Below are 22,143 nucleotides of genomic sequence, written 5' to 3'. Positions count from 1 at the left end.
CGTCACCGGTCTTGCTACCATCGCGCGGTGCCCGATTCGGCTGCGCTAAGTGGTCGCGGCGGACCGCGACCAGTCCCGCGACGCGAGGTCTTCAAATATGCCCTCACACCGGCTCTACTCAGCCTGGCCGCGACCATCGAGGCGCCGACCTCGTCGGCCGCCGACATCAAGCTGATCGACTTCGCCGAAAAGCGGATCGCGCCGGACGAGATCAAGGCAGCGGGTTACGCCGGGGTGATCAATTACGTCTCGGCGGAACGGCCGGGGGCGCATTTCGAGGCGAAGCCCATCACCCGCGACTACGCGGACGCGTTACGCGCGGCGGGACTTCAGATCGTCAGCAACTTCCAGTACGGCAAGCCCGGATGGCCCGCCACGCCATCGGATCTCACCCGCGGACGCGACGGAGGTGTGGCGGACGCTCAAACGGCTCAGCAACTGCATGCCGCGGCAGGGGGACCGAACTCGGCGCCGATTTTCTTCAGCGTCGACGACGATATCGACCAGAACACCTGGAATACCCTTGCCGTCGAATGGTTTCGGGGAATCAACTCGGTACTGGGCGTGGGCCGCACCGGTATTTACGGCCACTCCAGCGCGTGTGGGTGGGCGATCAGGGACGGGGTGATCGGCAACTCGACCAGCGCGGGTTACCGCTGGGCGTGGCAAACGAGGTCGTGGTCGCACGGCCAGCGCGAGCCGATGGCGGTGCTCTACCAGGCGATCGTCAACACCCCGTCGAACCCCGGCCCGCTGCTGGGCGGCATCAATGTGGATGTGGACGACGTACTCGCGGCCGATTACGGACAGTGGGATCTGAACCGCTGAGCCCGCCGCTACATGCCCAGGGGTACCGAAGTTCCGGTTGCCGTGGGAGCCGTGGAGGTGATGAAGTCCTCGAGAATGTCCGCCACCGCCGCCGGCGCCTCCACGTGCGGGTAGTGGCCAAGACCTTCGAGCACCTCGAGACGACTGCCGTCCACCGCATCGTGAGCCGCGTAAGCGTGCGCGACGGGGATGATCCCGTCCTCGTCACCCCAGATCAGCAAGGTGGGCAATCCGGCCGCGACGTGCAGCTTATTGAGCGCGCTGACGGCCTGGCCGCGGTAGTCCACCACTGAGCGCAGCGTCCGCAGAAAGGCCTGGCGGGTTCGCGCATCCGACAGCGAGGAGTAGGAGTACCACATCTGACCGGCTCGCGGCGACTGAATCCCCGCCGAAGTCAACCAGGAACCCAGCTTGTTGCCGAGCTTGAGGACCGGTTGCGGCGCGACGATGGGCAATATCAATTCGGCGCCGGGCGCCGACAGGAACCGCAGCAGCGGGCTGAGGTCGGGCCCAAGACCGCCGCTGCCGATCAGGACGAGCCGCTCGCAATAATCGCGGTGCTGGTGGGTGAACTGCATCGCGATACCGCCACCGAGCGACTGCCCGATCACCGTGGCCCGGCTCACCCCGAGCTCGTCGAGCAGATCGCGCAAAAAGACCGCGAAGGCTCCCAGTGAATAGTCGCCACGGGGCTTCGCCGACATGCCGTGTCCCAGCAGGTCGGGCGCGATGACGCGGTACTTCTTCGACAGCAACGGGATGATCGCCTCCCAGGTGGCCGAGCTGCCGGCCATCCCGTGGATCAACAACAGGACGTCGCCGTGGCCGGCATCCCGGTAGGCGATCCGGTCGCCATGTAGTTCGAGGTAGGTCAATTCGCTCATGATGAAACCGTTACCCATGTCTTGGTAGTTAGAACGCATCGGTCATTACCTAGATACCCAACTTACGCCTCCGTAGGTTACTCATGGGTAATAGTGTGGTGGGCCTCACGCGACCGACACGCCCGCCCAAAATCAACGACACCCCGCGAGCTGGGCGCCCACGGGGTGTCGTCTAGTGCCGACGATCAAGCCGGTATCACTTCAAGTCGTACCGGTCGTTGTTCATGACCTTGACCCACGCCGCGACGAAGTCCTCGACGAACTTGCCCGCGTTGTCGTCCTGCGCGTAGACCTCGACCAGGGCGCGCAGCACCGAGTTCGACCCGAACACCAGGTCGTTCGCGGTCGCGGTCCACTTGAGAGCTCCCGAAGACCGATCCCGGCCCTCGTAGACGTTCTCCGTGGTCTCCGACGGCTTCCACTCCGTGCCCATATCGAGCAGGTTGACGAAGAAGTCGTTGGTCAACGCGCCCGGCCTGTCGGTGAACACGCCGTGCTTGTTGCCGCCGTGGTTGGCGCCCAGAGCACGCAGCCCACCGATGAGCACCGTCAGCTCCGGTCCGGTCACACCGAGGAGATAGGCCCGCTCCAGCAGCAGCTGCTCCAGCGGGGCCTTCTCGCCCGGTCGGGCGTAGTTGCGGAACCCGTCGGCGCGCGGTTCCAGCACCGCGAACGACTCCACGTCGGTGTTCTCCTGCGAGGTGTCGGTGCGGCCCGGTGCGAAGTGCACCGAGATGTCATACCCGGCCTCCTTCGCCGCCTTCTCGACCGCCGCGGAACCCGCCAGCACGATCAGGTCAGCCAGCGAGATCTTCTTGCCACCGGAGGCCGAGGCGTTGAAGTCCTGCTGGATCCTTTCCAGCGCCGGCAACACCTTCGCCAGCTCGGAGGGCTCGTTGACTTCCCAATTCCTTTGCGGCTCAAGACGAATCCGCGCCCCGTTGGCACCACCGCGCTTGTCGGTGTTGCGGTAGCTGCCCGCCGCCGACCAGGCGGTCTTGACCAGTTGGGGAACGGTCAGGCCGGACTCGAGCACCTTCTTCTTCAGGCCCGCCACGTCCTTGTCGTTGACCAGCGGGTGGTCAACGTCCGGAACCGGGTCCTGCCACAGCTGTGGCTCGGGGACCCACGGCCCGAGGTAACGCGAAATCGGTCCCAGATCGCGGTGCAGCAGCTTGTACCACGCCTTGGCAAACGCGACGGCCAGCTCATCGGGGTTTTTCAGCCAGCGTTCGGTGATCTTGCGGTAGATCGGGTCTTCGCGCAACGAGATGTCGGTGACCAGCATCGTCGGAGCACGGCCCGGTCCGCCGAACGGATCGGGGATGGTGCCCGCACCGGCGCCGTCCTTCGCCGTGAACTGCCAGGCGTCACCCGGGCTCTTCACCAGCTCCCATTCGAAGCCGTACAGGGTCTCCAGGAAGGTGTTGTCCCACTTCGTCGGGGTAGGCGTCCAGACGACCTCGAGGCCGCTGGTGATGGCGTCCTTGCCCGAGCCGCTGCCGTAGGAGCTCTTCCAGCCCAGCCCCTGCTGCTCGATCGGGGCGGCCTCCGGCTCGGGGCCGACCAGGTCGCCGCTGGCGGCGCCGTGCGTCTTGCCGAAGCTGTGGCCGCCGACGATCAGCGCGGCGGTCTCCTCGTCGTTCATCGCCATCCGGCCGAAGGTTTCCCGGATGTCGACTGCCGCGGCGACCGGATCCGGCTTGCCTTCGGGGCCTTCGGGATTCACGTAGATCAGACCCATGGTGGTGGCGCCGTAGGGTTGCGCGAGATCGCGCTTGCCGGAGTAGCGCTTGTTGGTGCCCAACCATTCGTCCTCTTCACCGAAGATGACCTCCTCGGGCTCCCAGATGTCTTCGCGACCGAAGGCGAACCCAAAGGTCTTGAAGCCCATCGACTCCAGCGCGACGTTGCCCGCCAGGAGCAGTAGGTCGGCCCAGGAGATCTTGTTGCCGTGCTTTTTCTTGACCGGCCACAACAACCTGCGCGCCTTGTCCAGGCTGGCGTTGTCCGGCCAGCTGTTGAGCGGGGCGAAGCGTTGCAGGCCCTGACCGCCGCCGCCGCGGCCGTCGAAGATGCGGTAGGTGCCGGCGGCGTGCCAGCTCATCCGAATGAAGAAGCCGCCGTAGTGGCCGTAGTCGGCCGGCCACCAGTCCTGGGAGGTGGTCAGCACCGAGACCAGGTCGGCCTTGACGGCCTCGACGTCGAGCTTCGCGAACTCTTCGGCGTAATCGAAATCATCGCCGAGCGGGTTGGACTGGGGTGCGTGCGGGTGCAGCCTCGATACGTCGATCTGGTTCGGCCACCAGTCCTGGTTGGTCCGGGGAGCGCCCCCCTTGGGCTCGGGCGGTGAAATAGCCGGGTTTTCGCTCTCGCTCTTATGGGATGTATCTGATGACACAACATTCCTTTCCGGTGGTGAGTGATCGGGCTGTGATCACGGGCTGTGATCAGGAAGCTGCGGTCGAACAGTCGGGGCACAGGCCCCAGTAGATGACTTCTGCCTCATCGAGGACGTAGCCGTCGAGCACGTTGTTCTCGTCCGACGGGGTAAGGCACGGGGCCTCGCCGACCGCGCAGTCGACGTCGGCGATGACGCCGCAGGACCGGCATACGACGTGGTGGTGGTTGTCGCCGACCCGGGACTCGTAGCGCGCCACCAGCCCCAGTGGCTGGATGCGCCGGACCAGGCCCACCGCCGTAAGGGCGTTGAGCACGTCGTAGACGGCCTGACGGGAGACTTCGGGAAGGCCAACGCGCACCGAGGAAAAGATCGTCTCGGTGTCGGCATGCGGATGGGCGTGTACCGCCTCCAGGACGGCAATCCTGGGCCGGGTCACACGCAGGTCGGCCAAACGCAACCGCTCCGCGTAGTCCGACGTTGACGACACAAGGCCAATATGGCCCACTTATCTGGAATCAGTCAAGACTTTATCGATGCAACACCCCGTAAAAATTTGGCGTCGCGAAGCCGGCTGCACGGCGCCGCCGCGGCGCCACTGGTCCCACTCAAGCGTTTTTGCGGTAGACGAGCCAGCGCAACTCGATGGGGGAATCCTCCCGTTCGACGTCGAAAATGTCTTGGCCACTGGCCCATCCGTCGAACCAGGCCGTGGGCGGCCAAGCGCCTTCGGGTAGATGGGCTTTCTCGTACTCGTAGGCCGACTCGTCGGAAATGAGCTCAAGCGACAATCCGGCGGCCGCGTTGCCGACTTCGTCGCGGGTGAAGGTCATGGTGTGGCATTGCTGCCCGAGTTGGCGGGCGGCGTCGTCGGGGGTATAGCCCTCGCGCGCCAGGAAAGTGTTGAACACCAAACGCCCACCGCGGGCCAAGCATTGCGCAGCGAGTTCGAACATCCCACGCAGCTCCTGCGGGGTCCGGAAGTCCGGCACCACCTCGGAGAACACGACCAGCTGATAATCGCCGCTGACACCTTCCATCGCCACAAAGACATCGCTCTGGATGACGTTGATATCGAACGAATTCCGTTTGGCTTCCCCACGAATGATGTCGGCGAACTTCCCGGCCAGCTCGACCGCGTCAACCGGGTGACCACGCCGGGCCAGGGCGAGGGCGTTTCGCCCCGTGCCGGCTCCGACGTCGAGTACCCGACAGGTGCTGGGATCGCCGGCTTCGTTGGCCAGTGCCCATACGCGTGCGTCGGGTTCGGTGCCGAACAGCGGCCCCTCGCGGGTGTCGACCCAATTGTCGTAATCGGCCCCGATCGATGCCCACTGGGGTTTGACGCGGTAATTCAGCATCGTGCCGAACGGTGAACTGAACTCGACGACGATGTTCGAACGCGACGAAGCCTTGAAGGCTTTCGCCAACTCTCCTTGCAGCACCGTTTTGAGCTGAGCGGTTTCTTCGTCTGTGTACCGGATGCCCAAGCCGGCAAAGATGGTCGTCAGCATCGTGAGGTACTCGTCGAGCATGCCCGGAACGGCTGGAAGATGGAGCGTACCCTCGGCCATCGAGCGTCGGTACAACCGCCGGGCCATCGCTTCGCGCAGCGTCGACGGGTCGAAAGATCTGCGGTCCCGATCCTCCATCAGACTCTTGTACACGACGCCGCCGCGGACCGCACAATGGGTCGGACCCCGAGCTAACCGCCGAGAGGGGAGATCATGAGCGACGATGCGACCGTGAAGTTGGGTGCTGAGAAGTTCGCGTCCTTGACGACTTTCAAACGCAACGGCGATCCGGTCGCCGCGCCGATGTGGATCGTCGCCGACGGCGCGCGCCTATCGATGTGGACGCCGGCCGACTCGTGGAAGGTCAAGCGGGTTCGGCGCGATCCCCGGGTCACCCTTGCGGCATGCGGTCGAACCGGAAAGGTGCCACCCAGTCAGCCCGTCTTCGCGGGAACTGCCGAGGTGATCACCGACCCAGCGGAAGTCGCGCGCGTCGAATCGCTGGTCAAGCGCAAGTATGGCTTGGGTTTTCGGGTGGTGACTTTCATCGAAACCATCGCCGCCCGCGGCCGAAAGCCACGGTTCGTCCTGCACATCACGCTGACGGCGACCGTCTGACGCATTTCCCTGACGGCGCAGGCCATTTCGAAGTCCGAATCATCTGATGGAAGATGTTCAGATGCGGGTCGAGAGTTTGCGCCGGTATCCGGTGAAATCAATGCTCGGCGAGGCCGTCGAGAGCTTGTTCGTCGACGAACGTGGAGCCGAAGGCGACCGACGGCTCGCACTCGTCGACACCGCGACCGGGCATGTGGCCAGCGCCAAACAGGCACGGCTATGGCGCGACCTGTTGAAGTGCACCGCCAATGGAGATCCCGGCCGGGTAAGCATCGGGCTGCCCGACGGTACAACGGTCGCCGCCGACGATCCTGACGTCAACGAGCTGCTCTCCCGGTTGTTGGGGCGGTCGGTCCGACTTGTCAGCCAGCGTCCGGAGGGTGCCACGGTAGAGCGTCCGGATCCGGAGAAGCTGCTCGAGCTTGGCTTGGACGCCGACGTTGCCGGCCGCATCCTGGAGATCGGTCTGGGGACGCCGGGAGGTTCGTTTACCGACGATGCTCCACTGCACGCGATCACCACCGCCACGCTGGAACACATCGGCGTCGAGGCCCAGCGCTACCGGCCGAATATCGTGATCGCGACACCCGCCGACTGCCCCCCGTACGTCGAAAACGATTGGGTTGACCGGGAATTGGGCATCGGCAAGGTGCGGCTGCGCGGCCTGGAACTCACCCCACGCTGCGTCGTGCCGACGCTCGAACACGGACCGCTACCGAAATCGCCACAGGCGCTGCGCATACCCGCCGCCGAGAATCGTCGGGAAGCGGGCACGTGCGGAGTGGCGGCGTGCGCCGGGATCTATTTCCAGGCGACCAGTGATGGTGTGATCCGGGTCGGCGACCAGGTCACCTTCGACCCGTAGCCGGCCAGGCGACTAGTTACCGAAGCCGCTGGGCGCGTGCACCACCGTTGCGGGCCCGACCGGGCCCGCGTCGAGTCGGCTGGCGGCAAACGACGCGCCCTTGTCGATCATGGTGCCGTCGTTGGCGTAGGTGTCATGGGCGGCGAAGTTCATGCCGTCCGAACACACCGGGTCCTCGTCCGCGCATACCTTGATCGTCTTGGCCTGATAGGTCGGTCCGATGACGACCTGCGGTTGGCCGAGGAAGTTCATGGCCCGGGTGTTGGGTGTTCCGAAGAGCACCACCGCGGCGACGTGGTCGGCGATCTCGGGGGCCAGTGGCTTGGGCACGGTCGCGGGGTCGTACCCGTCGGGCACTGTCGCCGAGGTGACGAAGCCCATCACGGCTGCGCCCTGCGAGAAGCCGCTGAGCACCATCTTCGTCTTGGGGCAGCTGCCCGCCATCGACACGACGTGCGCGCCCGCATCGCGGATGCCATCGAGCCCGGTGGACCACTCATCGCTGGCGGGGTAGTTCACCGCATAGACGTCGACCGACTTGCCACCCTCGCGCCCGCGCAGATTGTCGACGAACGCTTGCCCCGTCGGGCCGACCCCTGGGGGCTCACCGGTACCTCGAGCGAACACCACCTGAACGTCCGGACATGGTTCGGCCGACGCCCAGGGGACGGGGGAGAAGAGGACAGAGGCACCAAGGCTCAAAGCTACTGCGGCCGCGGGGCCCACGAAACGGATGACGTAACCGGCGATCATGCCAAATAAAATGCCCATCGAAGCCGCTCACCAAACGGGTGATATTCGACACGCGTTCGTAGCAAACCCACCGAGGACAACTGGAGCGGCGCGTTTGCGTGGTGGACGGCGAACGGCCACAGTCGATTTCACGCTGTGACAATGCGCGTAGCCAGCTGCTATCGGAACAGGCCGAACCTAGCGCGCGCCGTCGGCGCGAAGCCGGCTCAACGCCATTTGATGCCGCAGCCTATGGACGGCCGCTGGTTCGAGTCGACCGGCCGCCCGGCCAGCACCGCGTCGACCGCCGCCCGGACGTCGGCGCCCGTCACCGGCAGGTCGTTTTTGGGGCGGGAGTCGTCGAGCTGACCGCGGTAGACGAGTCGGCGTTCGCCGTCGAACACGAACGTGTCCGGCGTGCATGCCGCGGAGAAGGAGCGGGCGACGTCTTGCGTCTCGTCGTACAGGTACGGAAACGTCCAGCCGTGGCGGCGGGCCTCGGTGACCATCTCGTCGGGGCCATCCTGCGGGTAAGTGACGACGTCATTGCTGGAAATCCCGACCATTGCGACACCTTGCTCGGCGAGGTCTCTACCCAGTGCGGCCAGTCCGGGCGCGACATGCTGGACATACGGGCAGTGGTTGCAGATGAAGGTGACCACCAGCGCCGGACCGGCGAGCTCGTCGAGGCTGACTTGGGCGCCGGTTGCCGGGTCGGGCAACGTGAACAGCGGTGCGGGCGTGCCGAGGGCGAGCATTGTTGACTCGATAGCCATGCCCGCCAGACTAGTCCGCGGCGACCCGGCGACCACCCCCGATCACGGGTGCGGCAGGCTGCATCTCGTGTGGCCAGAGTTAGCCGCGTTGCAATCCGGGGTACCAGTCCGAAACATGGGGTGGGTGATTTCGCACGCCGTCGCGATCATCTCGGGGTTACTCGCCGCGTTTTGGGCAGCCGTCGGCATCGTGGTTCGACAACGAGTCGCCCAACGCGTTCCAGCTGACGGGGACGTATCCGGACCGACGGTGACGAGCGTGGTTCGCCAACCGTTGTGGTGGGCCGGGATTCTCGCCGCCATCGCCGGTTTCGTGTTTCAGGCCCTGGCGCTGGCCAACGGATCCCTGCTGCTCGTGCAGCCGCTGCTGGTGTCGTCGCTGCTGTTTGCCCTGCCATTGAGTGCGAGGCTTTGCCATCAGCGCATCACCCCGGCCGAATGGGCGTGGGCGATCGTGTTGACCGTCGCACTGGCCGCGTTCGTGCTGGTCGGTCAGCCCCGCGAGGGCCATCACCGTTCGCCGATACCGTCGTGGACCATGGCGCTGGCGCTCACCGCGCCGCTGGTCATCGTGTGCCTCGTCGCGGCGCGGCGCACCCACGGCCGCACGCGCGCCATGCTGCTGGCGATCGCGGTGGCGGTGCTGCTCGGCATGGTCGCCGTCTTGACGAAGATCTGCACGCACCGCTACGCCATGGGCGGGTGGCACGGACTGCTCACCGTCCCGGCCCCGTACCTGCTCGTCGTGCTGGCGATGGCGGTAACGATGGTGCAAAGTTCCGCCTTTCACGCCGGCGCATTACAGGCCTCGGTGCCGCTGATGCTGGTGGGTGAACCCGTCGTCGCGGTGGTGCTCGGGGTCGTCGTGCTCGGCGAACACCTCGCGGTGCGAGGATCGGCAGCCATCGGCCTGCTCGTCGCCATCGTCGCAATGGTGGCATCCACCGTTGCGCTGGCGCGCGACACGGCACCCGGCGCGGGCCATCCGGCCACGAAAGATGTTGGGACACCGCGTCCCAACGAAGAAGATGGCGTGATCCTCAAGTAGTCAGCGCGGCTGCTTGAGGGCGGCCTCTTCCAGGAAATCGACAGCGCGCGAAAGACTTTCGGCAGGTTTGGTCATCAACGCGGCAACCTCGCGGGCCCGAGTCGCGCATTCTGGGGTGAGGATTCCCTGCAGGTCCGCGGTCACCGAATCCAGGGTACTTTCCATAAAGCCCCGTCCGGAGCCAACTTTCAGCTCCGCGACCCCTTCCGCCCAGACCGGCTGATCAAGCCAGAACCACAGGATCAACGTGGGGATTCCGGCCCGCAGGCCCGCGGCCGTCGCGCCGGCGCCGCCATGGTGGACGACGGCACGGCAGACCGGAAAGACGGCCGCATGGTTCACCCCGGCCACGATTTTCACGTGCTCGGCGTCCGGAGCGCCGGCAACGTCATTCGGGCCGGTGCAAATCAACGCCCGCTCGCCCAGCCGCGCGCAGGCCGCGCTGATCACCGCGATCGTCTCCACGGGAGATGCGAGCGGGGTGCTACCGAAGCCGAAGTAGATCGGCGGCGTGCCGTCGGCGATCCAGGACAACACCTCGTCGTCGGCATCGCTCGGCAGCCCCAGCGTCAGCGCACCGACGAACAAAGGCGAAGGATCCGAGTCCAGCCACTCGGCCGCCGGTCCCGGCAAGCAGATCTCGTCATAGGCCTGGATTTCGAGCGTGGGCCGCACCGAATCCCCGGCGACCTCCGGCAAGCCGAGCGCGGGGCGTTGGGCGTCGTCGGTCTCCTTGGTGATCTGCGGACCGAGTGCGCCGGACGCCAGAATCCGCGCCGGGAAGTAGTGCAGCGCACCGAGCGGAATGTCGTAATACTCAGCGACATTGGCGGCCAGGCCCTGCTCGTTGAAGGCTGCGACCAGCAGGTCGGCTCCGTCTGCCAACGACGTCAGCGCCGCACTCTTTTCGGCCTTGATCTCGTTGACATGCTGGGCGATCTCGGCCCACATGGTGACCGGGTTCGAGATCTTGCCGACGAAAGCCGCGGCGAAGTCCAGTTGTTCTCGCGAGTCCCGGCCGTACGCGACCGCGGGCAACCCCGCGGATTCGACGAAGGCCACCATGTTGGGCGCGACGGCCATCTGCACGTCGTGGCCGCGTCGCATCAACTCCCGGCCGACGGCGGCCAGGGGCTCGACATCGCCGCGACTTCCATAGCCGGCCAGCACGCATTTCATCGGCGGAACCTGCCTGTCCCGAGCACCGGATGTGGTCTGTTGGTGGCGAACCGCCGCGCGGCTCTGCGCGGCGGACCGTCAGCGGATTCGGTTGGCCGCGAACGTGGCGGCCTGGTTGGTCATCCCCAACTGAATATACGAAACGTGCGCCATGATGTTCCCGCCCGCGGAGCAGATCGGATCGTCTTGCGCGCACAGGCTGATGGTCTTGGCGGTGTATATCGGGTTGATCGTCGGCAACGGCTGGCCGCCCCACAGCGCACTCGAGAATTGACTGGTCGGTTCGCCGAAGAGGGCGACTGCGGCGACATGGTCAGCCACCGTGGGCGGCATCGCCTGAGTGGCCAGGTCGATCACCGTCGAGCCCTGGGAGTACCCGCCGAGCACGAGCTTCGTCTTGGGGCAGTTGGCGACGGTGCCCTGGATGTGACCGCTCGCATCGTCAGCGCCGGCAGGTGCGCTGGCGTGGTAATCGTCGTTGGCCGGGTAGTTGACCGCGTAGACCCCGACCGACTTCCCGCCGACCTGTGAGGTCAGCGAGTCGACGAATGCCTGCCCGATGTTGCCGAGGCCGGGCTCCTGATGGGTACCGCGAGCGAACACCACCTCGACGTCGGAGCAGGGATCAGCCGACGCGGAGGGGGAGATCGGCGCGCCGACCAGCGCCCACGCCATCGCTGCCGCGACACCAACAATTCGAACAACCCTGAGTGCGCTCATTCCCAAATGCTGACATACCGACCGAGACGGCCGTACCGGCGGCTCGATTTACCCGGGTACGGGCGGGCGACGGCGGCACCTATCAAAATGAGGTGCTTGCCGGTGGGAAGGAACTGCATGTTGGCTCAGTTTGAGCGAAGGTAACCCGGCGACGCCGTAACGATCCGTCCTGGGGGTTTTGAAAGGCTAGGAAGCGTGACCGACTCGACGAGCGGGACGAAGGCCGCTGCGACATCCGCAGCCGCGTCGCGTCCGGTGCGAATAGGCGTCCAGCTGTGGGCGGGCGGGACACCGGACTACCGGACGTGGCGGCAGGCGGTGCTGCACGCCGAAGAACTCGGGGCCGACGCCATCTTCGGCTACGACCACTTTCACAAGCCCTTCGTCGACATCGTCGACGGCACCCCGCAACTCCAGGATGAACAACCGGAGGTCAACAACTTCGAAGCGTGGACTGCCCTGGCGTCGTGGGGGGAGATCACCAGTCGAGCCGAGATCGGACTGCTCGTTAGTGGGATGCCGTATCGCAACCCCGACCTGGTTGCGGACATGGCACGCACCGTCGATCACATCAGTGGAGGGCGATTGATCCTGGGCCTCGGGGCCGGCTGGTATCCGCACGACTTCATCGCCTACGGATACGAGTACGGCACCGTGAGATCGAGGATGGACCAGTTCGACGCGGGCTTGGAGCGCATCGAATATCGGCTCAACCATTTGACTCCCAGCCCGTTGCGTCAGATCCCGATCCTGATCGGAGGAGGCGGTGAGCGGCGCACCCTTCCGGCCGCGGCGCGGCACGCCCACATCTGGCACAGCTTCGAACCGATCGACGAATTCCGCCGCAAAAACGAACTCCTCAAGCAACTCGCCACCGACGCCGGGCGCGACGAGGCCGGCATCGAACGCGCGATGGCGTGGACCGACGCCAAGGCGGCCGACGCCTTCCTCGACGAGGGCGTCACGCTTTTCACCACTGAAATCCACCCCGACGACAACGGGTATGACTTTTCGGAGCTGGAGACGATGCTCGCCTGGCGAAAGCAATAGGCGGCCCGCGCAGCGCAGAGATCACCGGGCGCCCGCTACCGATCGGAGATGAACATCTGATCTTCGCAAAATTGATCCGGCGGCAGCGGCTGCGGAGACAGCGCGACAGTGGAAGTATCACGGGCGTGGCCGATAAGAAACCGCAGACGATCTCTTACCCGGCGCCGGAATCACGTCCGCGCCGCCACGACTACGACCCGCTCGACCCTCATGTCATCGTCCTGTTCGGCGCCACGGGGGACCTGGCCAAGCGCAAGCTGATTTCCGGCCTGGCGTATTTGGATCAATCCGAGCTGGCGCCGGACATCCAGGTCGTCGCGACATCGCTGGAAGAGCTGAGCGACGACGAGTTCCGGGACATCGCCAAGAACGCGATCGACTCGTACGGCACCCACAAACTCACACCCGAACAGTGGGCCGACTTCTCGAAAATAGTCACCTATGTCCCGCAGGGTGCCGGACCCACCGCACTGGCCAATGCGGTCGCGCAGGCCGAAGCAAACCTGGGCCCGAAAGTGCGCCGGCTGCACTACCTGTCGGTCCCGCCGAAAGCGGCGCGCGACGTCATCACCACGCTGCGCGAGGCGAACCTCGTCGAGCGCTCCCGGGTGGTGATGGAAAAGCCGTTCGGCACCAACTTGGCCAGCGCTGTCGCGCTCAACGACTTCCTGCACGAAACGTTCGACGAAGCCCAGATTTTCCGCATCGACCACTTCTTGGGCAAGGAAGCCGCCCAGAACATCCTGGCGTTCCGCTTCGCCAACGGTCTGTTCGAGCCGATCTGGAACCGCAACTTCATCGACCACATCCAGATCGACATCCCCGAAACCCTGGGTCTGGATCAGCGGGCGAATTTCTACGAAAGCACCGGCGCCTACAAGGACATGGTGGTGACCCACCTGTTCCAGGTGATGGCCTTCGTGGTGATGGAACCCCCGACCGCCCTCGAGCCGTATGCCATCAGCGAAGAGAAGAACAAAGTGTTCCGCTCGATGCTGCCGGTCAAATGTTCGGACGTGGTGCGCGGCCAATACGACGGGTATCGCGGGGAACCCGGTGTGGCAAGAGATTCCGACACCGAGACGTTCATCGCGCTCAAGGTCGGGATCGACAACTGGCGCTGGGCAGGTGTGCCGATCTATCTGCGCACCGGCAAGAAGATGGCCCAGGGCATCCGCATCATTTCGATCGCGTTCAAAGAGGCCCCACGCAGCATGTTCCCGGCCGGGTCGGGCGTGGGGACCCAGGGGCCCGATCACCTCACGTTCGACCTCGCCGACAACTCGAAGGTCTCGCTGTCCTTCTACGGCAAGCGGCCCGGCCCCGGGATGAAGCTCGACAAATTATCGATGCAGTTCTCCTCGCGGGAGATCGACACCGCGGACCAGACGCTCGAGGCCTACGAGCGGCTGATTCTCGATGCGATGCGCGGCGACCACACGCTGTTCACCACCGCCGAGGGCATCGAATCACTATGGGCGCGTTCGCAGGCACTGCTCGACGACCCGCCACCGGCCAAGGTGTACCCGCCCAGCACCTGGGGCCCCAACGCGATTCATCAACTGATCGCTCCCAATGCGTGGCGGTTGCCGTTCGAGCGGGGCTGGCGCGAAAACAAAAGCTAGTCACGCGAGCACGGGTCACACCACCATCCACGACAACACCGAGGCTTGCAGTCCTGACAGGACGCAAATGAAAGCCAGGAACACCACGCTCCACAACACGACCCGGCGGAAAATATCGCCTTCTTTTCCGTGCATTTCGACCGCCGCCGCGGCAATGGCGAGGTTCTGCGGCGAGATCATCTTGCCCAGCACACCACCGCTGCTATTGCCCGCGGCCATCAGCAGCGGGGAGAGCCCCGCCTTGGCCGCCGCGGTCACCTGCAGGGCACCGAACAGGGAGTTCGACGAGGTATCGGACCCGGTCACCGCCACACCGAGCCAGCCCAGAATGGGGGACAACAGCGCGAAAGCGCCGCCCGCCCCGGCCATCCACGTTCCGAGAGTGATGGTCTGACCGGAGGCGTTCATCACGAAAGCCAGTGCCAGAACTGCCATTACGGTGATGATGGCCCAGCGGAGCTGATACAGCGTCGCCCCGTAAGCCTTGATCGCGCCGGCCACCGACAGGCGCAGCACCGCCATGGCCACGATGCCCGCCACGAGCATCTGGGTGCCCGGCGTGGTCAGCAGATTGAAGGTGAAGTTCGGAAGGGCCGAGGGATTGCCCTTGGTGGTGAGCAAGTGCAGTCCCGGCCAGTGCACGGTGTAGGTCGCGGTGTCGAGACACTTCTTCACCGCCGGGAGCTGGCAGATCACGAAGATGGCGATGATGATCGCGTAGGGCGCGTAGGCCCGGACGACTTCGGCGCGTGATTCGGGCCGTCCGAGCTTCGGGTCGAATTCGGGGGACGGGGTGTCCGCGGCACCGACCGCCACCACCGCGGCGCGCGGTGCCGACTGCGGACGCGTGACGCGCAGCAGCAGTACCACGGCACCGGCGGAGAGCAGCGAGGCCACCACATCGGCCAACGGCACCGACACGTAGTTCGAGGTGGCAAATTGCCCGACGCCGAAAACCACGCCGGCGGTGATCGCCGCGGGCCAGGTCTCCCGAACTCCGCGGCGGCCGTCGGCGATGGCCACCAGGGCCAGCGGGACGAAGACGGCCATGATCGGGGTTTGACGCCCGACCATCGCGCCGAGCGCGTCGCTCGATAATCCGGATACCTTGCCGAGCGTGATGATGGGTGTGGCCATCGCCCCGAAGGCGACCGGCGCGGTGTTGGCGACCAGCGCGAGCACGGCAGCCTTGAGCGGCTTGAAGCCCAGGGCGAGCAGCATCACCGAGGTGACCGCCACCGGTGCACCGAATCCGGCCAAGGCTTCGAGCAGCGCGCCGAACGAAAACGCGATGATGATCGCCTGGATGCGGTGATCGTCGCTGACGCTTGCGAAACTGCGCCGCAGCACATCGAAATGTCCTGTCTGCACGGTCATCTGGTAAACCCAGATCGCGTTGATCACGATCCACAGGATCGGGAAGAACCCGAAGACGGCGCCCTCGCCACCCGCCAACATGGCCTGACCAATTGGCATGCGGTACACCGCAACTGCGATCGCGATCGCCACGCCCAGCGATAGCAGTGAAGCCACCCAGGCCCGCAAACGCAGGACGCCAAGCAACACAAAGAGCATCGCCAGCGGCACGGCCGCCACGAGTGAGCTCAAACCCAGGGAGTGAGCAAGGGGGTCGAGGATTTGACGATACATATTGGCACCGTATGGATCGCGAACGCGCCTATGTCACGGATAAATCTGCTGACAACCACGAATGTCCACCGCAGATTTGGAGAACTATTAAATCAACCAGTTTATTTAGGCGTAGAGTCACCACCAGCTTGCACACAGGCAGCCTGCGGCTGCATTCGACGAGACCGGTGACTAGCAAAGGAAGAGAAGATGCCACCAGGCGTTGCCGCAAAGAATGACACCGAGCAACTCGTGCTCGACTTCATCCATGCCTTCTACGGGCAGACCATCGACATCGACGCGGCGACCGCCCTGATGGCGGAGGACTTCATCTGGCAGCTCCATGTGCCGCTCTCACCCGTGATCGTCGGACGCGACGCCGCACGGGCCGAGCTGGAAAAGCACAACAGCCTCTCGACGGGAATGATCGAGGGCAGCGAAATCCGCACCATTGTCTCGACCGGTGACACCGTCATCGTCGAACGAATCGACGTGAATGCGTTGGGTGGTCAGCCGGTCACGTTCCATGTCATCGCGGTCTTCGAAGTCCGAGACGGTGCGCTTACCCATTGGCGTGAGTATTGGGACACCAGCCACGTCGCAAAGCAGATCGGTATCGAAGCCGCCCACATGTTCGACGCGCTCGCTTAGTCGGCGGCCACGTCGCGGGAGCGCTTGTTGGCATACATGTGCTCGTCCGCGAGGCGCATCACATCCTGCTCGCCGGAAGCGATCCCGGCGCTGAAGCTGACTGGTTCACCGATTTCGGCCCAGCGATGGCGGAGCCGATCGAGGACCTGCTCGGCCTCGGTGCGGTCGGCACCGACGAGCATCAGGAGGAACTCGTCGCCGCCGATACGGAAGGCGACGTCCTCGTTGCGGATCGACCATCGGATCGCGTCAGCGAAGGCGATCAAGAGCTCGTCACCGGCCTCATGGCCGTGGCCGTCGTTGTAACGCTTGAAGTTATCGAGGTCGATCAGCACCACGGCCGACCCGTTGGCATGCGCCGACAGCTGCGGTCCGAGCGTGCTCCGATTCAGCAATTGGGTGAGCGCGTCGGTATGCGCGATCTTGCGGAGCAGCGCGCTTTGCTCCTCGAGTTGCGAGATGAGCCACGCCGGGACCTCCGCGACGATCACCCACATCGCCGCGGCCAACACGACGGTGGTCAACGAACCGGGGAGAGCCTTACTGCCGCCAACGACGAACGCCGCAACGCCGAGCGGCACAAAGGCGAGCGAGCGCCAGCGCGAGCACGTCAGGCCGATGTAACCGAACGTGACCGTGATGATGCCGGGCAGGTTCTGGGTCGCGGCGGGCGCAACGGCGCCAACCAGAACCGTCGCGAGCAGCGACGCCACCGGCCACCCGAACAGCAGGGCGCGCCGCTCTTGCCAACCTCGCCACCGGCCGACGAACGCGACGACCACCGCAATGACGACGGCACCGCACAGAACCCAAACGAACCGATGGCTAAACCCAGCACCGTAGAAGTGCCCTGCCCCGGCATAGAGGGCGAGCATCGACAGATACGCCGTCAGCCCGATCCCATGCCAAACCCTTGTTGTCGGTCGGGGTTCGGCACGCCATGGCACCTGCTCAGAATAAGGGCACGTAGGAGCCCTTTCGTTTCCGGTATGAACAGCCGTATAACAGCGGGGCTGCGCCAGCGAATACATGACCAACACCTGCTCGATCCGACGGCGGTCGAGAACGTGGGCAAATAAGGTTGGCGCGACGGTAGAACGGTCCCGATTGCTCGAAAGCCATTCCCTCGGAATGGTTTTCAGCGCATCCGCCCCACGCCAGGCCGGACGGTGAGGAGCTCACGAATGCACGCAGCCATCAGGTCGCAGCTGCGTGATTCGCTGCACCGGCAGGCATCCGCGCACCAGTGGGAACGTCTAATCGCCGAATACGGCACGCCACTGTTGGTCCTTGATCCCCAGCGGGTGGTGGCGCAGTACCGACTCCTGAGCACGGACTTGCGCGGATTCGGTCTGCACTACGCGGTGAAGGCGCTGCCGCACCCGACGGTCGTGACCGCCCTGGCTGACTGTGGCGGCGGCTTCGACGTCGCCAGCAGCGGCGAGATCGACGTGCTTCGCGGCTTAGGACTGCCGATGAATCGTTGTATTCACACGCATCCGATCAAGAAGCCTGCCGAGATTGACTACGCGTACCGAGCAGGCATCCGCACCTTTGTCGTCGACAATCCACTGGAGGCGCAGAAATTCATCGGCCGACCGGCCGACATCGACGTTTTGGTGCGGCTGTCATTCCCCAATCCGTCTGCCAAATGCGATCTTTCGAGCAAATTCGGTGTCACCGCCGCCCACGCCGACGCGGTGGTCAAGCAGTTGATCGCCGCCGGCGTCAGGTTCGGCGGCTTCAGCTTCCATGTCGGTAGCCAAGCGACGTCGGCCGAGCCGTACGGAAGGGCGGTGCGGGCGACGCTTGAGCTGGTCGACCATGTGCGCCGAACTTTGGGTGTCGACGCCCGGATTATCGACATCGGCGGCGGGTTTCCGGTCACCTACCGCGAGCCCGTACCGTCGATGGGCGCCATCTCCTCGGCCATCGATGAGGCATTCGGATCGCGCCGCTCGGAGTTCACCCTGCTCGCCGAACCGGGGCGGTTCTTGGTGGCCGAATGCATGACCCTGCTGACAAGTGTCGTCGGCACGTCGGCACGTGAGGGTCAACTGTGGCACTACCTCGACGATGGTGTGTACGGGAGCTACTCAAGCGCGGTGTCCGATGTGGAACCACCCATACTTGCGCTCCGCGAACTCGGCGAACACGTGTCGTTCTCGCATCAACCCGTCACCCTGGGCGGACCCACGTGCGACTGTGTCGATGTGGTCGCCTGCGACTATCCAATGCCGCAGTTGGCAGTGGGGGATGTGGTGGTCAGCCCGATGATGGGCGCCTACACGATGGTCTCGGCGTCGGGATTCAACGGCATCGCGGCCACGCCCGTCGTGCTGGCGCAGCGCAGTTCGAACTACGCGGAGATCGAGGCCGCCAACCTGATTCGTCAGTTGCCGGGGAAGGCGTTGACACCCATCACGAGCGCGGCAGTACCGCCGTAGAGGTATCCGACCTCGACCGCCTCGGTAATTTCAGCTTCCGAGGCGCCCGCGGCGCGAGCGCTGTCGGCGAGCGACCTGACACCATCGGGATGCGCGGCGATCGTGTCGGTGATCATCCCCATCAGCAGCTTGTACTTGGCTGGAATCGCACCGTCTTTGAGGATCCGCTCCCGCATCCCTTGATACGAGGCGGCAAATTGTGGGTCGCGTTGTTGCACCGCTGCAACCCATGGCGGACTGCCCGACGGCGCTTGCGGAGCCGGCGCGGGACCGGCACAGCCGCTCGGAGGCACCAGCGCCGGGGCGACATCGCCGCACCCGTCGGCGCTACTGCGCGGCGCGATGGATGGGGTTCCACTGATGATCAGCGCGGCGGCTGCTGCGACCGCGCACATCTTGAATCTATTCCTCATGGGGGCACGGTACGCCCGCGCCGTCACCGCAGCAAGCGAAAGTTATTGTGGCACTTAGCATACCATCGTTCAAGCGGCGCTCAGTACGAACGACGTGCCCACGGCGTTGGGCACGAAGGCGTCCGGTAGCGACGTGGCGAACCGGAGCTGGGCACGCCATCCCGTGCAGTGCGCCGGGACGACGAGGCCGGGGGACAACTCGACGAGCGCGTCGACGGTGGGTTCGATGATCGGCTCGAAGCCGGGACCGGTCAGGTGAAAGCCGCCGAGCAGGCCGTGCAACCGGTCGACACCGGTGAGCCGCATCGCGTGGCGCGCAATGTTGATCGCCCCGCCGTGGCCACACCCGGTCAATACGACCAGCCCGAGCCCGCGCACGTGAACGACGAGCGCCTGGTCGTCCAGGATCTGGGGATCCGGCTCCCAGTGACCGTCGCGATACGCCTCGTGGAATTGCATCCCGGTCTCGAAATCGGTTGTGCGGTCGATCTCGCCGGTGATCAGCACGCTCCCGTCAAGCAGGATTGAGGGCTGGCGCCGCTCGATCACCTCGAAGCCCTCGTTCTGCAGCGAGGTCCGGCTCAGCGTCGGAAGTTCCCACCCCGGCCGCCCCGGAACCGCAATCCGGCGTTGACTCCAGACCAGCGGGTGCACGGTCAACGGCAGCCCGGTGCGGCCGCGCAGGCGCGACAGGCCGGCAAAGCCGCCGGCATGGTCGAAGTGGCCGTGGCTGAGAACGACGGCCTCGATATCGGCAACGTCCACGCCCAGGCGCTCCATGTTGGTCGCCATGCCGTCGGGGGAGATGCCGGTATCGAACAGCAGCGTGTGTGACCGATCGCCCCGGCGGACCGTGACCAGCGCCGAGAATCCGTGCTCGGCAAGCATTCCGGGGACAGTAGTGCCGCCACCGAACTGGGCCGCCTGCACTGCGGGCGTACGCGTCATGGGCATTCGCTGCGCGGGGCCCATGTCCGTCAACAGCCCGTCGTAGCTGTTGTCGACCAGAGTCGTGATCACCAGCTCGTCTACCGGCTCTAGCGCGATCGGGTCGACCGCCGGGCCCTCGACGACGCGGGGCGCTGCCCCGCCAACATCATTCCCACCACCGCCACACATAGTCGCCAGCCTAGGCACGTGGTGAGCCATGGCGCCATCCCGCCGACCTGGTTGGTCGGAAGGTGTCCAGAGAACCGCGTTTTTCGGCTTGAGCACGAGCGGATCGAAACCAACTGCATTGCAACAGAACAGCTCGCGCCGATACCAACGTCCGCTATGCGGTCGCCACCAAGGCCGAGTCGTAGCGATCAAATCTGTTGAGCGACTGGATGTCCGGGATGTGGTTAGCTCCTCGAGCCAGTACCTCGCGATGACGGGACACTCGCCACACTCACGGCGAGCCTGACTCAGCCTGCGCGGCCCCTCGGTTCAGCCGGCGGCGCTGAGGATTTTGATCGCGAAGATGAGCGAGTCGCCCGGCCGGATTCCGGCGCTGGGCTGACCGTCGGGGTACCCATCCGCGGGGACCATCGCGACGGCGACCGTAGACCCGACCTTTTGTCCGGCTATGGCCTTCTGGAAGCCGGGCACCACTCCAGTAAGCGGGAAGTCGACCGGGGCACCCCGGTCGTAGCTGCTGTCGAACACGGATCCGTCGCGTCCGTTGACACCCATGTAGCAGACGGAAACCTTGGCAGTGGCTGAGACCACCGGCCCGTCTCCCGCGTGCAGCGTATGCACCTGGGTCTGGTTCACGCTGAACGGTGCCGTCACGGTCACGCGCGGGGCGGTCGTATCGGTGGATCCGATGACGGCGATGCTGCCGGTGGTCCCGGAAAGCGTCCAATCAGGTGTTCCACCGGCCGGCGCTGCGGCGGTTGGGCACGAGCCGGCCGCGGTTGCCGTACCCGTTCCAGCGAGCATCAGAACGGTTGCCGCGACACAGGCCGCAAACACGATCGAGGAGTACACCCGGAGACAGTTCACGGGCGTCACGCTACAGCCACCCGCTTTTGCTAGGTCGCGGACCCGCGGTCGCCGCTCGTTTGCCCGACCGGAGGTCTCAGTTGGCTGCGACAGGCGGGCCGGTATTGCTGCGTCGCGGTCGCGAGTAATGACCGGCCGAGTTGAGGAACTCGTATCCCGCACGTTGAACGATGACGATCCAGAGTGTGAGATAGGCTTCAGCACAAGGAGTTACAGCTTGATGAGCGCTTGGTGGCCGACATCTGGCATCGGGGGAGTGAACCCCTATCCGACAGCGCATCGTCAATAGCGGAGCCGCCTTGCCCGCCGTTCGCTATTCTCCTTATTTGTGCTGCTTTGCCCACACGGGCGCCCTTGCTAACGCCAAAAGAACGGACGGGAATCGAATGCCCTCACTCCGCTGGCTCGCCAGACTCACGATCCCCATGATGGCCGGCGCCGCGCTGGTTGGTAGCGCCGCGACAGCGACTGCCACCACGGCCCAGGATGAGGCATACCTCGCCCAATTGCGTGCCGTCGGCCTCACCTGGCCGCCGCAGACGGAAGAGGCGCTCATCGGGGAGGCGCACCTCATCTGCTACGACCTGGTGTGGGGTTGGTCGCCGCAACAGATTGCCGACGAAGTTCACCAACACTTGGACAAGCGGAGCGTGACGTTGCCGGATGTCGGAACGATGGTCAACGCCGCACACTCAATCTATTGCCCCGGCAACGTGTGTGACGCGCCTTCGCTTTGCACCTGACTGGGGAATCAGGCCGTAGCTGACCCCGGACCGC

22 protein-coding genes are annotated in these 22,143 nt (G+C 65.1%); 9 read left to right on the top strand and 13 right to left on the bottom strand.

The window, feature by feature from the left end:
- Positions 1-27 precede the first annotated feature (27 nt).
- Positions 28-828: a DUF1906 domain-containing protein gene (locus tag LMQ14_RS12570; RefSeq protein WP_267735032.1), complete on the top strand. Its 801-nt coding sequence runs from the start codon at positions 28-30 to the stop codon at positions 826-828.
- Positions 829-836: 8 nt separating this feature from the next.
- On the opposite strand, the gene LMQ14_RS12565 is transcribed toward LMQ14_RS12570, so the two are convergent.
- The 4 genes from LMQ14_RS12565 to LMQ14_RS12550 form a co-directional block, all read right to left on the bottom strand.
- On the bottom strand, positions 837-1,712 hold the full coding sequence (locus tag LMQ14_RS12565) for an alpha/beta fold hydrolase (protein ID WP_267735031.1): 876 nt from the start codon (positions 1,710-1,712) through the stop codon (positions 837-839).
- Positions 1,713-1,908: 196 nt separating this feature from the next.
- Entirely contained in the window at positions 1,909-4,113 is a 2,205-nt protein-coding gene (gene katG / locus LMQ14_RS12560; protein ID WP_267735030.1) for a catalase/peroxidase HPI, read from the bottom strand.
- Between the two features lie 49 nt (positions 4,114-4,162).
- Positions 4,163-4,603 carry a Fur family transcriptional regulator gene (locus tag LMQ14_RS12555; RefSeq protein WP_267735029.1) on the bottom strand — a complete coding sequence of 147 codons (441 nt, stop codon included), beginning with the start codon at positions 4,601-4,603 and terminating at the stop codon, positions 4,163-4,165.
- Positions 4,604-4,721: 118 nt separating this feature from the next.
- Positions 4,722-5,765, bottom strand: coding sequence for a class I SAM-dependent methyltransferase (locus LMQ14_RS12550; RefSeq protein WP_267735028.1), 1,044 nt, complete (start codon positions 5,763-5,765; stop codon positions 4,722-4,724).
- A 75-nt stretch (positions 5,766-5,840) separates the two neighbouring features.
- Between LMQ14_RS12550 and LMQ14_RS12545 the strand changes: the two genes are divergently transcribed.
- Both LMQ14_RS12545 and LMQ14_RS12540 read left to right on the top strand, forming a co-directional pair.
- A complete protein-coding gene (locus LMQ14_RS12545) occupies positions 5,841-6,245 on the top strand; it encodes a PPOX class F420-dependent oxidoreductase (protein WP_267735027.1) in 405 nt (134 codons plus the stop codon).
- A 61-nt stretch (positions 6,246-6,306) separates the two neighbouring features.
- Positions 6,307-7,110: an MOSC domain-containing protein gene (locus LMQ14_RS12540; RefSeq protein WP_267735026.1), complete on the top strand. Its 804-nt coding sequence runs from the start codon at positions 6,307-6,309 to the stop codon at positions 7,108-7,110.
- A 12-nt stretch (positions 7,111-7,122) separates the two neighbouring features.
- Here the strand turns inward: LMQ14_RS12540 and LMQ14_RS12535 are convergent, their stop codons facing one another.
- The gene (locus tag LMQ14_RS12535; protein ID WP_267735025.1) at positions 7,123-7,881 is read right to left on the bottom strand and encodes a cutinase family protein; all 759 of its coding nucleotides are present in this window, start codon (positions 7,879-7,881) and stop codon (positions 7,123-7,125) included.
- A gap of 188 nt (positions 7,882-8,069) precedes the next feature.
- The gene (locus LMQ14_RS12530) at positions 8,070-8,618 is read right to left on the bottom strand and encodes a thioredoxin family protein (protein WP_267735024.1); all 549 of its coding nucleotides are present in this window, start codon (positions 8,616-8,618) and stop codon (positions 8,070-8,072) included.
- 115 nt (positions 8,619-8,733) lie between these two features.
- On the opposite strand from LMQ14_RS12530, the gene LMQ14_RS12525 reads away from it, so the two are divergent.
- Positions 8,734-9,666 (top strand): DMT family transporter, encoded by a 933-nt coding sequence (locus LMQ14_RS12525; RefSeq protein WP_267735023.1) that lies wholly within the window; start codon positions 8,734-8,736, stop codon positions 9,664-9,666.
- Here the strand turns inward: LMQ14_RS12525 and LMQ14_RS12520 are convergent, their stop codons facing one another.
- On the bottom strand, positions 9,667-10,845 hold the full coding sequence (locus LMQ14_RS12520; protein WP_267735022.1) for a glycosyltransferase: 1,179 nt from the start codon (positions 10,843-10,845) through the stop codon (positions 9,667-9,669).
- Between the two features lie 78 nt (positions 10,846-10,923).
- On the bottom strand, positions 10,924-11,565 hold the full coding sequence (locus tag LMQ14_RS12515; RefSeq protein WP_267735021.1) for a cutinase family protein: 642 nt from the start codon (positions 11,563-11,565) through the stop codon (positions 10,924-10,926).
- Between the two features lie 195 nt (positions 11,566-11,760).
- On the opposite strand from LMQ14_RS12515, the gene LMQ14_RS12510 reads away from it, so the two are divergent.
- Together LMQ14_RS12510 and zwf are read left to right on the top strand one after the other, a co-directional pair.
- A complete protein-coding gene (locus tag LMQ14_RS12510; RefSeq protein ID WP_267735020.1) occupies positions 11,761-12,615 on the top strand; it encodes an LLM class F420-dependent oxidoreductase in 855 nt (284 codons plus the stop codon).
- 125 nt (positions 12,616-12,740) lie between these two features.
- Positions 12,741-14,240, top strand: a complete 1,500-nt coding sequence (gene zwf / locus LMQ14_RS12505; RefSeq protein WP_267735019.1) for a glucose-6-phosphate dehydrogenase — start codon at positions 12,741-12,743, stop codon at positions 14,238-14,240.
- Between the two features lie 15 nt (positions 14,241-14,255).
- On the opposite strand, the gene LMQ14_RS12500 is transcribed toward zwf, so the two are convergent.
- Positions 14,256-15,890 carry an L-lactate permease gene (locus LMQ14_RS12500; protein WP_267735018.1) on the bottom strand — a complete coding sequence of 545 codons (1,635 nt, stop codon included), beginning with the start codon at positions 15,888-15,890 and terminating at the stop codon, positions 14,256-14,258.
- Positions 15,891-16,079: 189 nt separating this feature from the next.
- Here LMQ14_RS12500 and LMQ14_RS12495 point away from each other — a divergent pair, with 189 nt between their 5' ends.
- Positions 16,080-16,520 (top strand): limonene-1,2-epoxide hydrolase family protein, encoded by a 441-nt coding sequence (locus tag LMQ14_RS12495; protein WP_267735017.1) that lies wholly within the window; start codon positions 16,080-16,082, stop codon positions 16,518-16,520.
- On the opposite strand, the gene LMQ14_RS12490 is transcribed toward LMQ14_RS12495, so the two are convergent.
- Complete coding sequence (locus LMQ14_RS12490) at positions 16,517-17,551, bottom strand: GGDEF domain-containing protein (RefSeq protein ID WP_267735016.1); 1,035 nt, start codon at positions 17,549-17,551, stop codon at positions 16,517-16,519. The two genes, LMQ14_RS12495 and LMQ14_RS12490, sit on opposite strands and share 4 nt — an antisense overlap.
- Positions 17,552-17,704: 153 nt before the next feature.
- Between LMQ14_RS12490 and LMQ14_RS12485 the strand changes: the two genes are divergently transcribed.
- A complete protein-coding gene (locus LMQ14_RS12485; RefSeq protein WP_267735015.1) occupies positions 17,705-18,967 on the top strand; it encodes a type III PLP-dependent enzyme in 1,263 nt (420 codons plus the stop codon).
- Here LMQ14_RS12485 and LMQ14_RS12480 read toward each other — a convergent pair.
- From LMQ14_RS12480 to LMQ14_RS12470, 3 genes are all read right to left on the bottom strand, one after another.
- On the bottom strand, positions 18,913-19,380 hold the full coding sequence (locus tag LMQ14_RS12480) for a carboxymuconolactone decarboxylase family protein (RefSeq protein ID WP_267735014.1): 468 nt from the start codon (positions 19,378-19,380) through the stop codon (positions 18,913-18,915). The genes LMQ14_RS12485 and LMQ14_RS12480 overlap by 55 nt on opposite strands.
- A 69-nt stretch (positions 19,381-19,449) precedes the next feature.
- Positions 19,450-20,499 carry an MBL fold metallo-hydrolase gene (locus tag LMQ14_RS12475; RefSeq protein WP_267735013.1) on the bottom strand — a complete coding sequence of 350 codons (1,050 nt, stop codon included), beginning with the start codon at positions 20,497-20,499 and terminating at the stop codon, positions 19,450-19,452.
- A gap of 309 nt (positions 20,500-20,808) precedes the next feature.
- The gene (locus LMQ14_RS12470) at positions 20,809-21,375 is read right to left on the bottom strand and encodes an FKBP-type peptidyl-prolyl cis-trans isomerase (RefSeq protein ID WP_420714642.1); all 567 of its coding nucleotides are present in this window, start codon (positions 21,373-21,375) and stop codon (positions 20,809-20,811) included.
- Positions 21,376-21,794: 419 nt separating this feature from the next.
- Here LMQ14_RS12470 and LMQ14_RS12465 point away from each other — a divergent pair, with 419 nt between their 5' ends.
- Positions 21,795-22,109 (top strand): DUF732 domain-containing protein, encoded by a 315-nt coding sequence (locus LMQ14_RS12465; protein WP_267735011.1) that lies wholly within the window; start codon positions 21,795-21,797, stop codon positions 22,107-22,109.
- The last annotated feature ends 34 nt before the right edge of the window (positions 22,110-22,143 follow it).

Source organism: Mycobacterium sp. Aquia_213 (genome assembly GCF_026625985.1).
Lineage (GTDB): Bacteria > Actinomycetota > Actinomycetes > Mycobacteriales > Mycobacteriaceae > Mycobacterium.
This window is presented reverse-complemented; position numbering and strand designations above follow the sequence as displayed.

Coding starts and splice junctions, on each gene's coding strand:
- LMQ14_RS12565 (WP_267735031.1), bottom strand. CDS start 1,712: ATGAGCGAATTGACCTACCTCGAACTACATGGCGACCGGATCGCCTAC.
- LMQ14_RS12550 (WP_267735028.1), bottom strand. CDS start 5,765: ATGGAGGATCGGGACCGCAGATCTTTCGACCCGTCGACGCTGCGCGAA.
- LMQ14_RS12545 (WP_267735027.1), top strand. CDS start 5,841: ATGAGCGACGATGCGACCGTGAAGTTGGGTGCTGAGAAGTTCGCGTCC.
- LMQ14_RS12540 (WP_267735026.1), top strand. CDS start 6,307: ATGCGGGTCGAGAGTTTGCGCCGGTATCCGGTGAAATCAATGCTCGGC.
- LMQ14_RS12535 (WP_267735025.1), bottom strand. CDS start 7,881: ATGGGCATTTTATTTGGCATGATCGCCGGTTACGTCATCCGTTTCGTG.
- LMQ14_RS12530 (WP_267735024.1), bottom strand. CDS start 8,618: ATGGCTATCGAGTCAACAATGCTCGCCCTCGGCACGCCCGCACCGCTG.
- LMQ14_RS12525 (WP_267735023.1), top strand. CDS start 8,734: ATGGGGTGGGTGATTTCGCACGCCGTCGCGATCATCTCGGGGTTACTC.
- LMQ14_RS12520 (WP_267735022.1), bottom strand. CDS start 10,845: ATGAAATGCGTGCTGGCCGGCTATGGAAGTCGCGGCGATGTCGAGCCC.
- LMQ14_RS12515 (WP_267735021.1), bottom strand. CDS start 11,565: ATGAGCGCACTCAGGGTTGTTCGAATTGTTGGTGTCGCGGCAGCGATG.
- LMQ14_RS12500 (WP_267735018.1), bottom strand. CDS start 15,890: ATGTATCGTCAAATCCTCGACCCCCTTGCTCACTCCCTGGGTTTGAGC.
- LMQ14_RS12495 (WP_267735017.1), top strand. CDS start 16,080: ATGCCACCAGGCGTTGCCGCAAAGAATGACACCGAGCAACTCGTGCTC.
- LMQ14_RS12490 (WP_267735016.1), bottom strand. CDS start 17,551: ATGTATTCGCTGGCGCAGCCCCGCTGTTATACGGCTGTTCATACCGGA.
- LMQ14_RS12485 (WP_267735015.1), top strand. CDS start 17,705: ATGCACGCAGCCATCAGGTCGCAGCTGCGTGATTCGCTGCACCGGCAG.
- LMQ14_RS12480 (WP_267735014.1), bottom strand. CDS start 19,380: ATGAGGAATAGATTCAAGATGTGCGCGGTCGCAGCAGCCGCCGCGCTG.
- LMQ14_RS12475 (WP_267735013.1), bottom strand. CDS start 20,499: ATGTGTGGCGGTGGTGGGAATGATGTTGGCGGGGCAGCGCCCCGCGTC.
- LMQ14_RS12465 (WP_267735011.1), top strand. CDS start 21,795: ATGGCCGGCGCCGCGCTGGTTGGTAGCGCCGCGACAGCGACTGCCACC.